The sequence below is a fragment of the Ruegeria sp. HKCCSP346 genome (genome assembly GCF_017872595.1).
GTDB lineage: Bacteria > Pseudomonadota > Alphaproteobacteria > Rhodobacterales > Rhodobacteraceae > Ruegeria.
The window spans coordinates 292,696-309,210 of the sequence record NZ_JAEDOT010000003.1 but is presented as its reverse complement, the minus strand read 5'-3'; the positions used below and the strand labels follow the sequence as shown (position 1 = coordinate 309,210).

Below are 16,515 nucleotides of genomic sequence, written 5' to 3'. Positions count from 1 at the left end.
GGGGCGGTTTCCGCCCTGTCCCCACCAATAGGAATTCAATGATGAATGCACATGATGACATCGCCCAAGTCAGTTTGATCATGACCCGTGCGCGCACCGCTCAGAAAGAATACGAAACCGGCGCCACCCAGACGCGCTATGACCGCGCAGCAGCTGCCGCCGCCTGGGCGATCATGGAGCCTTCACGCAACAGGGCTTTGGCCGAACTTGCGGTCAAGACGACAGGACTGGGCAACGTGCCGGACAAGGTGATCAAGAACCATCGCAAGACCCTTGGCCTGATGCGCGACATAAAAGACGTCAGAACCCATGGGATCATCCATGAGGATGCAAGTACCGGCATCACCGAGATTGCGCGCCCAATCGGGGTGATTGGCGCCGTGGTGCCGTCGACGAACCCGGCAGCCACACCCGCCAACAACATCATCAACGCGTTGAAATGCGGCAACTCGGTTGTTGTCGCCCCGTCACCCAAAGGCGTTGCAAGCTGCGAGCTGCTTTTGCGTTACATTCATGCCGAGTTCGACAAACTGGGGCTGGATCACGATCTGGTCCAGATGATTCCCCCGCCGGGTTCCAAGGCCAAGACTCAGGCGATGATGGAGCTCTGCGACCGGGTGATCTGCACCGGCAGTCAAAACAATGTGCACCGCGCACAGACATGCGGCACCCCTGCGGTGGCCGTCGGTGCGGGCAATGTCACCGTGATCGTCGATGAGACAGCTGACCTGAAGGCCGCTGCCCGGAAGATCACGGCCTCCAAGACTTTCGACAATGCGACCTCCTGTTCGTCCGAGAACGCAATCATCGCCGTCGACGCAATCTATGATGATTTCGTCGCAGCCCTTGCCGATGAAGGAGGCGCATTGGTGAAGGACGAAAACCAGATCGTCTCAAAGCTTTGGCCGGATGGGCATCTGAGCCGCGAAGTGATCGCACAGGACGCCGACAAGATGATCAAGGCACTGGGCATGGTTGGTCAGGTGCCTGAAAACACAAGGTTCCTTGCAGTTGAAACCAAGGGGATCGGTCCGGATCATCCGCTTTCGGGTGAGAAACTAAGCCGCGTGGCTGCGCTCTACCGTGCAAACGATTTCGAGGACGCCCAAGCCATAGCCGCTCAAATCTTGCGGTATCAGGGCGCGGGGCATTCCATCGGGATACACACCGCCGATGATGCCCGTGCGGTGGCGTTGGGTGCCTCGATGCCCACCTGCCGCGTAATCGTCAATCAGGCTCACACCTTTGCGACCGGAGGGTCATTCAACAACGGCATGCCTTTCTCGCTTTCGATGGGGTGTGGCAGCTGGGGTGGCAATGCGATTGATGAGAACCTGCATTGGAAACACTTTGTCCAAAGCACCAAAGTCATCCGTGAAATCCCGGCAATCGAACCTTCCGTCGAAGATATCTTCGCGGATTATTGGGCTGATGCGGGGACATGAGTATGGACGATCAGACGCCCCCAGGCGGGACAATCCGCAGCTGGCTGGACGAACGCGCAAGCACCATCGGTGATCGTGATGCTTATCTGTTTTTCGACGGAGAAGCTGCGCTAACCTGGTCATCCCTGAGGGATCGGGCACGAAAACTGGCCGAAAATCTGACCGCGCAGGGATTGGACAAGGGGGCCAGCGTTGCCATCCTTCAACCAAATGGGCGCGAGGCGATCGAGTGCCTTTACGGCGTGCTCTATGGCGGGTTCCGCGCAACGGTCATCAACCTTGTCGCCGGGGACGAGGCCATTGGATATGCGCTGGGCCATTGCGACGCACGAATTGCGTTTGTCGGCGACGCGCAGGCCGATCTGTTCGACAGAGTTCGCCCCAAAGAGATGACGCGGTATTCAGCCTCTCGTTTCGATAAGGCCCCTGATCTCCATGCGCTTGGTCCCGATGACGACGCGCTGCTCATGTATACCTCAGGGACAACCGGTCGCCCGAAGGGGGTCGTGCACAGTCACTTCAGCCTGCTGGCAGGCGGATGGACCCCTACCGTTGCGCACAAGCTGACACCGGCGGATCGTGGTCTTTGCGTGCTTCCGATCTATCACATCAACGGGCTCTGCGTGACCGTGCTGAGCGCGCTTGTTTCCGGCGGTTCCCTGGCCGTGGCCGAAAAGTTTTCAACGCGCAAATTCTGGGACCAGTGCCAGAGCGCCAAAACCACGTGGTTTTCGGTGGTGCCGACCATCATTTCGCACTTGCTGCATTCCGAATTGACACCCGCGCAGGAAACCAGAGCACGCCTTCGTTTCGGCCGCTCGGCATCCTCGCCGCTTGCACCAGATGTACAAACCGCGTTCGAAACCCGTTTTGAAGTCCCCATCGTCGAAACAATGGGCCTGACGGAAACAGCCGCACAGATTTTGTCCAACCCGCTGCCGCCGGGCGTCCGCAAGATTGGGTCGCCGGGCAAAGCTTACGGCAACGAGGCATGTATCCTGTCGGCAGATCTGACCCCCCTGCCGCCAAACACCAAGGGCGAAATCGCCGTACGCGGCCCCAATTTGATGAGAGAATATCTGAAGAACCCGGATGCCACGCGCGCGACATTCACGCCCGATGGCTGGCTGCGCACCGGAGACCTAGGGCATATGGACGAAGACGGGTACTTCTTCGTGACCGGCCGTTTGAAAGAGCTGATCATAAAGGGCGGAGAAAACATCGCCCCTCGTGAAATCGACGAAGCTCTATATTCGCACCCTGACGTGATCGAGGCTGCCGCATTTGCACGCCCTTGCAAAACCTACGGTGAACGCGTTGAGGCCGCCGTCAAATTGCGAACCGGGTCAAGCGTTTCATCCGACCAACTCATCGCGATATGCGTCCAACGGCTGGGTGCCTTCAAATCACCTGATAAGGTGCACTTGTTGCAAGACTTGCCAAAGGGTCCATCTGGAAAGATCCAAAGGATTAAGCTGCCTGTTTTGACACAGTGACCGATTGCAGCCCATAGAGGCCCCGCAAGCAGGCTTGCAATTTCCGATATGCAAACCAGACGGGCCTTCGCAAGGCATTGACCAATAACGGCATTCCCGAGGCTTGGGCCGGAACCAGAGCTTAAAACGATTTGAGCCATTTCATGAAAATTCTCACCGTGACCCTGTCTTGATCGCCGGGGCGGCAGGAGAAGTAGAGCCCACGATCCAATGGAACCCGGCTTTCATCAAGACGATCAACCGACCAAGTTCCAGATCCCACTCTGCCAGAAGATGCCTGGCCAGTGCCTCGCCCTTGGGCGAGTTCTTTGTTTTCCTCAAGCGCCATTCCAGCTTCACACCGAGCTTGCTTCCCATGAAGAACGGCGGGCGATGTACCATCAGGTAGATATCGGGTGGCTTCCCTGTAGCCACTTTTCGATTTGAGCAGGCCCGCCTGCATGGCAGTATGGCCGATTCGATGAAGACACGCCAACGCCGAGCCACCCGTTCAAAACCAACCAACTAACCCGCAGAACTATGGGCGGATACCGCAAAACTATGGGGTATCCGCAGTGCTATGCGCGCACCTACGCATGTGTAGGTCCGCTCATTACGCTGCATTCCCAACATTGATTTCATTGAAGAAAATCTTGGAAGATTGCCCATAACTCTGCGCTTTGTTTATGCATAACTTTGCACGATTTGCCCATAAGTTTGCGTGCCACAGAGAACCCATCGAACAAACCAGCTCCTGTGGCTTAAGGTCGGTGACAAGATCGGCGACGTAACAGAGATCAAACTGAAGGAAACACTCATCAAATCGATCAAAAACGAGATGATATGTATTCCAAATGCCCAGCTGCTCAATTCCGAAGTTGTGAACTACTCACGAAAAGTGGATGGCCGGGGGCTAATGGTGCACACGACGGTGGGGATTGGCTACGAGGAGCCTCCCAAGAAAATCAAAGCGATGCTGATTGAGGCGGCACACCGAACGCAAGGGTTGAGAAAGAGCCCAGAGCCATTTGTGCTTTGGACCCAGTTGGCAGATTACGCGATCAACTATGAAATCAACGCGTACACTTCTCGTGGATCGAGTTTACCAAAATTTTGTCGGATCTTCGCGAGAACATTGTCGATGTTTTTAATGAAAACGAAACTCAAATAATGACTCCGTCTTACATCGCTGACCCACCGGAACCCAAAATACCTTCAGCTGATTGAGTGTGAGCTTGCTCACATATCTGACTAACAACTCGTCAGGGTCATCTATGAAACTTCAAAAACGCAACACCGCCGTCGTCGGATTGGATTGATTGATATTGAGCAATGATTAGAATCAAACAAGAAATCTTCAGAACTCAGCGAGGCTCCGGATGATCAAGTGGGTACTTTCCGCAACTGTAGTGCTTCTGCCTGGGTTTGTTCACGCAGCCGGGATGGAACAGTGGGGTGAGTCCGGCGACTGGGCAATTCTCATCGATCCAGAAAAAGGCAACGGTTGTCTCGCATGGAGAGCCTTTGAAGACGATATGACAGTAGAAATTGGCGCTGCACCAAATCAGGCTGGCGGCTTTTTTGCCGCCTACAATCCGGCCTGGGTTGAAGTCGAGGACGGTGCGACAGGCATAGTAAGATTTGATTTTGGTGATGCGCAGTTCGAAGGTGAGGCCGTAGGTGTCTACAAGAATGGCGTGCCCGGTGGCTACGCATTTTTCGACAATCCGGCATTTGTAACCGAGTTTGGAAAACGCCAAAGCGTTACGATCATTGGCGAAAGCGGAGCCGAAGTCGAACTCGATTTAAGCGGATCCGCAAAAGCCATTGAGGCCGTTCTGGCGTGTCAGGCGGAGCAGCCAGATCCGCTGAAGAATTAGGTCGCGACCGATTACTGCAATTGGTTGATGTCTGGCACGCAAGGTTGCCTGTTTACTGGCATTGCATCAGCGCCCTCTGGAGCCTTGTTCCTAGACCCACCCACATCCAGCTTGAACTTCGGTGATGAAAGCTGACCTGTCACATCAAACGGCCAAGCGCTGCGGGAAAGGGGTTTGCCCACGCGCCGTGGCTCCGCTCGTATTGCAATCGTATCGTTCAGCCAGTCCACTTGTCCCCTGGCCACCAACTGAACAGATGCTGTTTCAATGACGATGGAGTTTGAACTGACCCGCCCGGCCTGAATATCAACCGGAGCAACCACGCAAGTGATGTCGGTGTAGCCTTGTCTGAACTCTTCTGAAAACAGCCAAGGGAAAATACCTAGCCCGGCCAACTCAAGAAGACTGGTACTAATGTAACCTTGCGACATCGACAAAGACGCTTTGCCGCGCATGGAGTTGATGAAGGCCTTGCCCGAGGCGGTACTACCCGAAACGTTGAATTCACCACTCAAACGCCCGTAGGCATCAATTCCAATCCCTAACTCATCAAGGATCTCACCGAACTCCCACCCTGAGGTCGACCCCGACAATGAAAGCCAATCAGGTGAGTCAATCAGATCCATGACCGCCCGCAGGCTGAAGGTTCCGCCGCCATAAGCCATCTGAAGAGGTCCGAAATCCACGGTTCCGTCTTTTGCAGACAATTGGCTGGAAACAGATGTTACGCCTTGCTGGCCTACAATCTCTTTGAATTCGATCTGTACCTCGACGTCAGCTTCTCGCAGCACGCGTTGCACATCCAGAAGATCGGCAGGCTTCCCTTTTTCCTTTGGCAACACCAAGGGCTGGACGTTTGTCTCCTTCGACAAAACCAAAGGCTGAACTTCGGCTTCAGGTTCTTTTGGGGTTTCCCCTACCAGGCTTTTCAATTGGTCCAGCACGGCAGTCAGGTTCTTCAGGTCGTTGAGATCGAGCCTCTCGCTGGTAACGTTGCCGCGAACAACAGAAGAGCCATCCGGAAATTTAGCATCGAAAGCCGCTAGAAGCTGCGAGGAGCCAGCTTCGAACTCGATTGCAGCATTAAAGTCCTCGCCCTGCTTTGAGGTTTCAGCATCAATGCCGAGTGCGCCAATTTCGATAGGTTGCAGGTTGAGCGCGTTCAGAAATTGAGCACCATCGCCCACATCCAGGTTCACGTCGAAATCAAGCCCGGCCAGCCCTTTGAGCTCATTGACCGACAACGCAAGGTCGAGCGCCCAAAGATCGGTGTCATAGCTGGTCGCGTTGAACCTATTTAGTGATACCGGGCCTCCCGCATTGGATATGCTGAAGTCCGCCTTAATACCGCCAAACTGGTCGACAAAACCTTCGTCGAGATCGGGCAAAATCAACTTGGCAGGCCCATTCAGCATGCCATCGAAGCTCACGTCCTGAAGCTGAAGCAGGTCGAGTATTTCGCCTTGGGCTTTTAGCACCGGCTCCTCAATTGGGCCAGCTTGCAAGGTAATGCCCAACATCGCGAGGCGGCCATCCGGCATGCGGCGAATAGTTTCGATAGAGGCTGGACCGATCACGTCCAGCCCTTGGTCAAAGGCGTTGGTTTCGAACAGTAATTTCTCGAATTCGAAGGAGGCGAGGGATCCAACCATATGCATTTCAAAGCCAGTGAACTTCAGATCTTGGATACTCTTTGCTGCTTGAGGCGGCTGCCCCTCTGGGTGAAGGCGCGCATTGAAAAGCAGATCGACGCCTTTAGCTGTATAGAGGTCATCTATCGAACCTTCAGCTTCGAGTTTTTGCCCATCTTCAAGGCTTACGGTTGTAGTAAATGCTTCGATCTTTAGGGCGTCCTGAGACACAAGCTCAGCTTGCAACTGGCCATTACCTTCCAGAACGCGTTCCAATCCCATGACATCGAGAAAGTCACCGAATTCGCCAGTATCCATCTCCAGGACAGCCCGATAACCGCCACCTTCGTCTTCCGCGAATGGCTCGCCATCGTAGCGGACAGTCATTTCTCCAAAGTTGGCTCTCGTCGTAAACGGCGCGTCATGGGGATAGTCGCCCTTGATTTCAAAACCTTGACCGTTGACCGAGCCGGAACCAGAGACCTTTGTTCTTTTTCCGTTATCTACTTGTTCAAGCGCAAGCGACTGAAGGTCAAACACAAATGAGAAGCCCGAGACCTTGTCGTCGATGTTTAACCCGATTGATGTGAAATTGACGTTCTTGTCGCTGAGAAAAGTAAGAATCCCACTGTTTTCTTTGCCACCAACTTCGGACGTTTCGAGTTCGGCCTCAGCATCCTGATTGTCCTCTGCAAGCGACCCGTTGGTTTGAGGCGTTGGCATTGGTCGGCTTTTTCGCCAGCTTGTTGTCCCATCCGTGGCTGTAAGAAAGTTAGCCTGAAGACCGTCCACCAAAAGGTTGTCAAAGTGCAGACGTCCGTTGGCCAAGGCGGCAACGTCCAGTTCCAGTTCAAGCAGTTTCAATTCTGCAAGAGAGGTCTCTGGCAGTGTCTCGCTCGGGATGACCACGCCGCCGACATAGATGTGGGTAATGCGACCTAGTGCGACGCTCACATCGTCGTTGACCAGAAGCGGCTGCCCAATTTGTTCCGAAAGAGCCTTTTCCACAAGGTTGCGTCGCATATCTGAGAACAACGGCGCAGCAAGTAGCAACCAAACAATAGCGATTGCTGCAAAAGCGAGTAGCGCAACGAGTCCAATTATCCTAAACAGCCAAGTTCTCATTTGCTTCCCTGTGATCGCTTTCATAATTCAGTTTAACCGCAAATCGGAAATCTCCAATCTTTCTGGCAACTAAGGATATAGTGATTGCTATGTCGCGTTGGTTGCGTCCGTAGGATTGCATCCTATTTTCTGAGTTTTGGTGGCCTCTCGCCCAGGTCAGCTCGTTCACAAAGAAAGTCCATGGGTTTGTGCTGTGCTATCGGGAGTGTCCACACTCGCGCCTAGATTTTCCGCCCTTTGATCACACAAACGGGCTGAACGCGTCTGGCAATTTCATCAGCTCTGCCGCGACTTTGTTCCCGATTGCGCAGTGCGGTGTTTTTTCGTTGCTGGCGTTCAGTCGTCCTGACAGATGGAGATAGACTTATAGTGCATAGTGCCGTGGAGGCAGAAAATTCAGGCACTAGTATTTGCGCATGCAACGAACGGCAGCTTCGAATCGCCCCAGTGCGGCATCAAAGTAGACTTCATAAAACTTGAAAAGGGCCGTCCGCGAAACTTTGCAAAGTCTGCTTTCTGCGCGTCGCAGACGTTCGCGAGAATCCAAGCAAAAAGGCCGCATGGAACCCAAGGTTCCTTAGGAAGGCCCTTTGCGTGATCGAGCAACGCAAAGGACCATAACCGCAACGACTAAGCCAAAAACTGATTGAATTCATCGCTAAGGCAGACAATCGCGCAGCGCAAAACTATGGGCAAACTATGCAAACTTATGGGGTATCCGCAGTGCTATGGGGCTCCCTACACATGATCAGAAATCCAGATTCTCAACACTCAAGGCGTTTTTCTGGATGAACTCCCGACGAGGTTCCACAACGTCACCCATCAACTTGGTGAACAGATCATCCGCCTCGACCATGTCATCCACGCGCACTTGCAGCAGCGTCCGCGCATCCGGGTCCAGTGTCGTTTCCCACAGCTGGTCAGGGTTCATCTCACCCAAGCCTTTATAGCGCTGCAAGGACAAGCCCTTTTCACCCTCTTCCAGAATGGCGCGCAACAAGTCCAGCGGACCGTGGATCATCTGGCTGCGATCACGGCGGTTCAAAGTGGCCGGAGAGTTGTAGATCTCTTGCAGGCTCTGCGTAAAGCTGCCGGTCTTGCGCGCCTCGCCCGAGCGCAGCATCGGGCCGTCCAGCGTGCGAACCTCTTCGACACCGCGCAGGATACGGGCCAGCCGGATCCCGTGATCCTGTGTGATACGACCCTGCCAACCGCGTTCGTACTCCAACGCGATCAGATCCAGCCGTGCGGCGACTTTGTCAGCCACACCTTGCAGGTCAGCATCAACAGCGCCAGGCACAAAGGCTCCTGCAACGGCGGCCTGTTCCAGAATATGACGCGGGTAATGCGTTGGAAACGCGTCCAGCACACGTTTCAGCTGACGCGCCTCATCCACCACGCGGGTCAGGTCCTGGCCGATGATTTCCTCACCCGAGCCGAGTTTCAGAACCGCGCCTTCGACGCCCTGATTGATCAGATAGTCATCCAGAGCGGCCTGATCCTTCAGGTAAACCTCTGACTTTCCGCGGGAAACCTTGTACAGCGGCGGTTGCGCGATATAGAGGTACCCGCCCTCGATCAGCTCAGGCATCTGCCGATAGAAGAAGGTCAGCAACAGGGTCCGGATATGCGCGCCGTCCACATCCGCATCGGTCATGATGACGATCTTGTGGTAGCGCAGCTTTTCGATGTTGAACTCATCGCGGCCAATGCCAGTGCCCAGCGCCATGACGAGGTTGCCAATTTCCTGAGACGATAGCATCCGGTCGAACCGGGCGCGTTCGACGTTCAGGATTTTCCCCCGCAGGGGCAGAACCGCCTGCGTCAGACGGTCCCGGCCGGTCTGGGCGGAACCACCAGCCGAGTCACCCTCGACCAGGAAGACTTCGGTTTTCGATGGATCCTTCTCGGAACAATCCTTCAGCTTGCCCGCCAGATAGTTCACATCCATCGCCGTCTTGCGTCGGGTCAGCTCGCGTGCCTTCCGCGCAGCTTCCCGGGCCAACGCAGCCTCGATGATCTTGCCGACGATATTCTTGGCCTCGTTGGGGTTTTCTTCGAACCACTCGGCCAGTTTTTCGTTCATCAGACCTTCGACAGCCGGGCGGACCTCGGAGGAAACCAGCTTGTCCTTGGTCTGGGACGAGAATTTCGGGTCGGGCACTTTCACCGACAATACGCAGGTCAAACCTTCGCGCGCATCATCGCCGGTGAAGCTGACCTTTTCCTTTTTCGCGATCCCGCTGGACTGCGCATAGTTGTTGATCGTCCGGGTCAAAGCCCCCCGGAACCCAGCCACATGGGTCCCGCCGTCGCGCTGCGGAATGTTGTTGGTGAATGGCAGTACCGTTTCGTGGTAGCTGTCATTCCACCACATGGCGATCTCGACACCGATATCGTCGCGCTCACCCTTGATATAGATCGGCTCGGGCATGGCCGGCGTTTTGGATCGGTCAAGGTATTTGACGAACTCCTTTACGCCGCCTTCGTAGAACAGCTCGGTCTCCAGCCGCTCGGCAGGGCGTTCGTCGATCAGGATGATCCGCACGCCCGAGTTCAGGAATGCCAGTTCGCGCAGCCGTTTTTCCAACGTCTCGAACGAGTATTCGAGATTCGAGAACGTGTCGGTCGACGCCAGAAACCGCACTTCGGTTCCCGTACGATCGCCGCATTCGCCGACAACCTTCAGATGCTCTGCTGTTTCACCGCCCTCAAATCGCGCCACGTGCTCTTTGCCCGCGCGCCAAATGCGCAGCTCCAGCCAGTCCGACAGGGCGTTTACTACCGAAACACCCACGCCATGCAGGCCGCCCGACACCTTGTAAGAGTTGCTGTCGAACTTGCCGCCCGCGTGCAGCTGGGTCATGATGACCTCTGCCGCTGAAACGCCTTCTTCCGGGTGGATATCAACCGGAATTCCGCGGCCGTTGTCGCTGACCGAAACGCTGGAATCCGCGTGAATTTTCACGGTCACATGGTCGGCGTGACCCGCCAGCGCTTCGTCAATTCCGTTGTCGACAACCTCATACACCATGTGGTGCAGGCCCGATCCATCATCCGTGTCCCCGATATACATCCCGGGGCGTTTGCGAACGGCTTCTAAGCCCTTGAGAACTTTGATGGAATCTGCGCCGTATTCTTGAGGAGCCTGTGCGTCTTCGGACATTCAGTCAGTACCTATATTATTTTGGTACCTTATACGTTTTCTGGTGGGGATTGTCACGCGATCCCCCAATATTTTGTGTGTGCTCAAGTCGTTTTCTGCCCATCTGAATCCACCTCATAACCGGTCGATGTCAGAAGCGATATCCGCCGCGATTTCCAGCGCATCGACATCCTTGCGTTCGGCCGATAACCGAAGCCCCAGAATGTCCGACTGATACCGGGCCGCCAGCCGATCCGGGTCATGTTCAGGCCGGATTTCACCGGCGGCCTGGGCGCTGCGGAACAGGTCGGCGAAACACGCCTTCATTTCCGCCATGTGACGCGCGGCCTGATCCGCAAGCGCATGATCCTTCGCCTGCAACTCGGCATATGTCTTTGCCAGCATGCAGGCCTTTGCCGGGTTCTCGACCGCTTCGATGACCAGACGTGGTTGCGCCTTGAGCGCCTCCTTCGGCCCCAGTCTTTCAGCAAGGGCTTTCAGGCGCGCCACACCTTCTTGCGTGTAGCTTTCCAGCGTCAACGCATAGAGCGCGTCCTTCGACCCGAAAGCCGCGTAGAAACTGCCGGGTTTCAGCTTCAATTCCCGTTCAAGGTCCTTCAGCGACGTACCAGCCCAACCCTGACGCCAAAAGATGTCACGGGCCTTCTCGATCAACGCGTCGCGATCATATGCGGGTTTGCGGGGCATCGGCATCACCAATTCTTGAACGTTCGCTCAAATATATACTTGAGTGATCACTCAAGAAACCCTAAATACCACCCATCGCGCCAGAAACAGGAGTTCCGACATGGCCACTTTCCCGTCTCATGACACAGAATCCGCACCCGAAGCATCCAAACCACTGTTGGAAAAGTCCCAGGCCGCTTTTGGCCGTTTGCCGGGCCTGCACAAGGTGATGGCAGAAAGCCCACAGCACCTTGAAGGCTATCAAGTTCTGCACAGCCTGTTCTTGCAGACCGATTTTGACAACGATGAGAAAACCGTCGTCTGGCAGACCATCAATGTGGAAAACGAATGCCATTACTGCGTGCCCGCGCACACCGGCATCGCAAAGATGATGAAGGTATCAGACGAAATCTCCCAGGCTCTGCGCAATGAAACCCCGCTGCCTTCGCCCAAACTCGAAGCGCTGCGCAGCTTCACCCTGCAAGTGATGGAAACCCGTGGCAACCCGACCGAGGAACAGCTTCAGGCGTTCTTCGACGCGGGCTATTCCCATCGTGCGGTTCTGGACGTGGTGCTGGGCCTTGCACAAAAAACCATGTCAAACTACGTCAACCACATGGCCAAAACACCGGTCGATGAAGTCATGCGCGGTTTCCTGTGGGAGCGCAAAGTCAACGAACCGGCCTAAGCCGCTACGACCGACCCCTCATCGCCTTCGGTCACGATCAGCGTCTGGGCCCGGTCACTCAACTCCTCAAACAGTTCAGGCCCGGTGCCCGTCATCCAGGCCTGAGCACCCAACGCACAAATCTCGTCATAAAGTGAAGCGCGCCGGCCCGCGTCCAGATGAGCGGCCACCTCATCCAGCAAAACGATCGGTGGCGCACCCACCATTGCAGCCAAAGCTCGGGCATTGGACAGGATCAATGAAACCAGCAGCGCCTTCTGCTCACCGGTCGAACAATCCTTGGCGGGAACACCCTTGGCAGCAAAGACGCCATACAAGTCTGACCGATGCGGCCCAACCAAAGTCCGACCCGCAGCCAAGTCCCTGAACCGGCTTTCATTCAAAGCCTCGCGCAGATCCTCTGCCGTTTCGGGCATCGCGCCTTCGGTTTGCACCAATTCCAACTCGGCAGACGGAAACGCGGTTTCCGCCTGATCCTGCGCTACCCTCAGATGGCTCAACGCCGCCAATCGCGCTGTGTGGATACGATGCCCCATCTCGGCCAACTGACCCTCAAGCGCAGCATACCAATGCGCGTCCCGAACCTGCTCTTTCAGCAAACGGTTCCGTTCGCGCATCGCTTTTTCGTAAGCCAGCGAGGCCTCTGCATGAGACGGATCAAAACTGAGCGCAATGCGATCAAGAAACCGGCGCCGGCCTTCGGCCCCTTCAATCCACAGGCGGTCCATGGATGGAACCAGCCAGACCACCCGCGCAAGTTTACCCAGATCAATCTGGGTGGCGGATTTTCCATCAATCCTCACCTGCCGTGCCGCACCACCCTCAGACCAGGTTTCGATTTCGAAATTCTGACCCTGCGATTGCAACAGTCCCGACAGTTTCCAGCCCAGCGCCTCGGGCCGCCGCGTCATCTCGGCCGCGCTTGCCCGCCGCATTCCGCGACCGGGTGAAAACAAGGATACCGCTTCCAGAATATTGGTCTTGCCCGCCCCGTTCGACCCGTGAATAGCCACCGGCCGCCCGTCCAGAGACAACCGCGCCAGCTTGTGAGACCGAAAATGCGAGACCGTAAGCTCGGTCAGGGCCAATCCCATGACCCCTCCCTTCATTTTTTCAAAAATACTCCCGCCGGAGGCATCGCACGTCCGCGCGATCAGACGCGCATTGGCATGACGACGTAAACTGCGCTCTGGTCATTGCCTTCGCGCATCAGGGTCGGGTCGCCAGCTGAATTGAACATGAACACCGCATTCTCTCGATCCACCTGAGACGCGATCTCCAGCAGATATTTGGCATTGAACCCGATCTCCAGACGCTCATCACCATAGGCGACCGCCAGTTCTTCCTCGGCCGCGCCACTGTCTGGTGCGTTCACCGACAGGACCAGCTTGTCGCCATCCAGTTGCAGCTTCACCGCACGCGAACGCTCGGAAGACACCGTTGCCACCCGGTCCACGGCCTGTGCGAACTCGGCAGCATCCACTTCCAGCTTGCGCGTATTTCCTTGCGGGATAACGCGCGTGTAGTCGGGAAAGGTTCCGTCAATGACCTTCGAGGTCAGCGTGATATCAGGCGTGGCGAAACGCACCTTGGTTTCGCTGACCGAAACCGCGATATCCATTTCATCATCGTCCAGCAGCTTGCGCAGTTCGCCTACGGTTTTACGCGGGACGATAACGCCCGGCATGCCCTCTGCACCATCCGGCAAATCGGCATCGATCCGAGCAAGCCGGTGGCCGTCGGTGGCCACGCAGCGCAGCACCTTGCCGCCATCGGATCCGTCGGCCACATGCATATAGACACCGTTCAGATAATACCGGGTCTCTTCTGTTGAGATTGCGAATTTCGACTTGTCGAACAACCGTCGCAGCAGGGCAGCCGAAGCCGTGAAATTTGATTGATACTCCGACGACGCCATGACCGGGAAATCCTCTTTCGGCAGCGTCGCCAGCGAGAAATTCGACCGACCCGCCTCAACCGTCAGACGCCCTGCCGCGCTGTCCGCGGTCAGCGTGACCAACGCTCCGTCGGGCAGTTTGCGCACGATCTCGTGCAAGGTGGTCGCGGCCACGGTGGTGGCACCGGCTTTCTCGACCTGCGCCGGGGCTTTGTCGACCACTTCGATATCCAGATCTGTCGCGCGAAACAGCGCCTGATCGCCTTCCGCCTCAATCAGGACATTCGCAAGTATGGGAATGGTATTGCGGCGTTCCACTACGGATTGGGCCTGCGAAACGGCCTTGAGAAGGGTGCCGCGTTCGATGCTGATCTTCATACCCTCAATTCCTCTGACTTGCGTACCGACATGGGCGGGACTGGCACGTTAGCGGTTCCACCCTGAGGCACAAGGATTTTTTACGGATTTCTGGGTTGGATTGCGTCCAGCGTCAAGGGCAGCGTGCCTGACAGGCACCAGTTCTGATCCAACCGTGGACTAATGCGCACAAGAAACGCCCCGGACCCAAGGAACCGGGGCGGTTTCCTGCATTAAAGGCGCGGATCAGGCTTCAAGCGACCGGCGCAGCATTTCCACGTCTTCAGCGATCTGACCGTCGGTCAGCTTCAACTCTTCAATGCGCTTGACGCCATGCATGACCGTCGTGTGATCGCGCCCGCCAAAACGGCGGCCAATCTCGGGCAGCGACCGGCTGGTTAACTGCTTGCACAGATACATCGCCACCTGACGCGGACGCGCGTAAGAGCGCAGGCGCTTCGGGCCGATGATGTCAGAAAGCCGGATGTTGTAATACTCGGACACCTTCCGCTGGATCTCTTCAACGGTGATCTTGCGTTCCGAGGCGCGCAGCACATCCGCCAGACAATCCTGCGTCAGTTCCATGTCGATCTCGCGGCCAACCAGCGAGGCAAAAGCGAACAGACGGGTCAGGGCACCTTCCAGCACCCGAACATTGGTCGAGATGCGATGCGCCAGGAATTCCAGAACGCCATCGGCAATCGCCAGGTCCGGATAGGATGAGCTGTATTGCTGCACCTTGTTCTGCAAAATGCCCAGACGCAGTTCATAATCGGTCGGGTGCAGATCAACCACCAGACCACATTGCAGGCGGGATTTCACCCGGTCTTCCAGATCCTTGATCTCACCCGGGGCGCGGTCGGCCGAGATGATGATCTGTTTATTCTGATCCACCAGCGCGTTGAACGTGTGGAAAAACTCTTCCTGAGTGGAATCCTTGCCGGCGATGAACTGCACGTCGTCAACCATCAAAACGTCAACCGAACGGAACAGGTGTTTGAAATCCATCATCCGACGCTCGCGCAGGGCCTGCACGAACCGGTACATGAACTGTTCCGCTGACAGGTACAGAACGTTGAGTTCCGGATGTTTGGTTTTCAGCTCCCATGCAATGGCGTGCATCAAGTGGGTCTTACCCAGCCCCACGCCGCCGTACAGAACCAGCGGATTGAAGGTTACCGGCCCGCCCTCGGATACCCGACGCGCGGCCGCATGGGCCAGTTCATTGGGCTTGCCGACGACAAAACTGTCAAAGGTAAAGCGGGAATCCAACGGGGCAGCCTGAAGCGATTCCAATGTATCCTGCGCCGGGTCCTCGCTCGGCGCGGCGACAGGTTCAGGCTTTGCCACCGGCGGCGTATCGACAGCTGGCTTAGGCCGTGCAGGCGAGTTTGCAGCGACGCGGAAATCCAGACGCTGCACAGTTTCACCTGCGGTGTTCAGCTCGTATAAAATGAGGTCGGCAAAATTCTGGCTGACGTAATTGCCCATGAAATTGGTCGGCACCGAGAAAACCGCCACGCCGTCCTGAAGCTCCTTGAATTCCAAAGGCTCGATCCAGGTCGTATAATTGTTCCGACCGATGGCCTTCAGCAACTTGTTACGCAGTAGTCCCCATTTTTCTTGTGTCATTAAGCGCCTCACGCATCCCATTCTTATTGGCCTGTCAGCCTTATTCATACGAAGCCGGTTTCCCGGTGTTGTATTCACACGCAATAGGTATCCAATCGCCAAACCAGTCGGCTTGGCGGGACCATCCCGAATAGCCCGGCAACCCCCAATTCTGACGCTCAGCAATAACGGAACGTCCCGAAAATCGGGTTGCACGTCGCAATCTCAATTTTTAGACAGGGCCAAGATCACCGGGTTTATTCCGGCTTCCATGGCAGATCGGCAGCCTGGCTCAAGCCAGTCGTCGACAATTGTCCCCAGATCGCTCTGATGCCCGTCAGTTCGATCGGGAAAACAGCCTGTCCCCCCAAGCGAGTGAATCGCTGACATCAGTCGTAGCAATTCCGAGAGGGGCGCGGCAACGAAACTCTGATATTGACTCGGGTCTTTGGGCGAAAGAATCTCTCGGTTTTGTGAAGGCGCGGTTTTCTGGCAACACGACAAAAGGCGCCGTGATGCACGACGCCTTTTCAGAATGGTTCAGCCTTTCTGACGTGACCTTGGGTCACCCAAA

12 protein-coding genes are annotated in these 16,515 nt (G+C 55.9%); 5 read left to right on the top strand and 7 right to left on the bottom strand.

The window, feature by feature from the left end:
- The first annotated feature begins 41 nt into the window (after window positions 1-41).
- The gene (locus tag I9185_RS12690) at window positions 42-1,445 is read left to right on the top strand and encodes an aldehyde dehydrogenase family protein (RefSeq protein ID WP_171635711.1); all 1,404 of its coding nucleotides are present in this window, start codon (window positions 42-44) and stop codon (window positions 1,443-1,445) included.
- A complete protein-coding gene (locus I9185_RS12685) occupies window positions 1,442-2,941 on the top strand; it encodes an AMP-binding protein (RefSeq protein ID WP_171635708.1) in 1,500 nt (499 codons plus the stop codon). The genes I9185_RS12690 and I9185_RS12685 overlap by 4 nt, the downstream gene beginning before the upstream one ends.
- Window positions 2,942-3,094: 153 nt before the next feature.
- Here I9185_RS12685 and I9185_RS20450 read toward each other — a convergent pair whose 3' ends face one another.
- A complete protein-coding gene (locus I9185_RS20450) occupies window positions 3,095-3,322 on the bottom strand; it encodes a hypothetical protein (protein WP_245218079.1) in 228 nt (75 codons plus the stop codon).
- A 319-nt stretch (window positions 3,323-3,641) separates the two neighbouring features.
- On the opposite strand from I9185_RS20450, the gene I9185_RS12675 reads away from it, so the two are divergent.
- On the top strand, window positions 3,642-4,091 hold the full coding sequence (locus tag I9185_RS12675; protein WP_348539742.1) for a mechanosensitive ion channel domain-containing protein: 450 nt from the start codon (window positions 3,642-3,644) through the stop codon (window positions 4,089-4,091).
- Between the two features lie 208 nt (window positions 4,092-4,299).
- Window positions 4,300-4,800, top strand: coding sequence for a hypothetical protein (locus tag I9185_RS12670; protein WP_210093237.1), 501 nt, complete (start codon window positions 4,300-4,302; stop codon window positions 4,798-4,800).
- Window positions 4,801-4,811: 11 nt separating this feature from the next.
- On the opposite strand, the gene I9185_RS12665 is transcribed toward I9185_RS12670, so the two are convergent.
- From I9185_RS12665 to I9185_RS12655, 3 genes are all read right to left on the bottom strand, one after another.
- Window positions 4,812-7,580, bottom strand: a complete 2,769-nt coding sequence (locus tag I9185_RS12665) for an AsmA family protein (RefSeq protein ID WP_245223542.1) — start codon at window positions 7,578-7,580, stop codon at window positions 4,812-4,814.
- Window positions 7,581-8,304: 724 nt separating this feature from the next.
- Complete coding sequence (gene gyrB, locus I9185_RS12660; RefSeq protein ID WP_152456615.1) at window positions 8,305-10,722, bottom strand: DNA topoisomerase (ATP-hydrolyzing) subunit B; 2,418 nt, start codon at window positions 10,720-10,722, stop codon at window positions 8,305-8,307.
- Between the two features lie 114 nt (window positions 10,723-10,836).
- Window positions 10,837-11,409: a TetR/AcrR family transcriptional regulator gene (locus I9185_RS12655; RefSeq protein ID WP_171724140.1), complete on the bottom strand. Its 573-nt coding sequence runs from the start codon at window positions 11,407-11,409 to the stop codon at window positions 10,837-10,839.
- Between the two features lie 100 nt (window positions 11,410-11,509).
- Between I9185_RS12655 and I9185_RS12650 the strand changes: the two genes are divergently transcribed.
- Window positions 11,510-12,076 (top strand): carboxymuconolactone decarboxylase family protein, encoded by a 567-nt coding sequence (locus I9185_RS12650; RefSeq protein WP_210093236.1) that lies wholly within the window; start codon window positions 11,510-11,512, stop codon window positions 12,074-12,076.
- Here the strand turns inward: I9185_RS12650 and recF are convergent.
- From recF to dnaA, 3 genes are all read right to left on the bottom strand, one after another.
- Complete coding sequence (gene recF / locus I9185_RS12645; protein ID WP_210093235.1) at window positions 12,073-13,170, bottom strand: DNA replication/repair protein RecF; 1,098 nt, start codon at window positions 13,168-13,170, stop codon at window positions 12,073-12,075. The two genes, I9185_RS12650 and recF, sit on opposite strands and share 4 nt — an antisense overlap.
- Window positions 13,171-13,229: 59 nt before the next feature.
- A complete protein-coding gene (dnaN, locus tag I9185_RS12640; RefSeq protein ID WP_171617360.1) occupies window positions 13,230-14,351 on the bottom strand; it encodes a DNA polymerase III subunit beta in 1,122 nt (373 codons plus the stop codon).
- Window positions 14,352-14,576: 225 nt separating this feature from the next.
- Window positions 14,577-15,962: a chromosomal replication initiator protein DnaA gene (gene dnaA, locus I9185_RS12635; protein WP_170345655.1), complete on the bottom strand. Its 1,386-nt coding sequence runs from the start codon at window positions 15,960-15,962 to the stop codon at window positions 14,577-14,579.
- Between the last annotated feature and the right edge of the window lie 553 nt (window positions 15,963-16,515).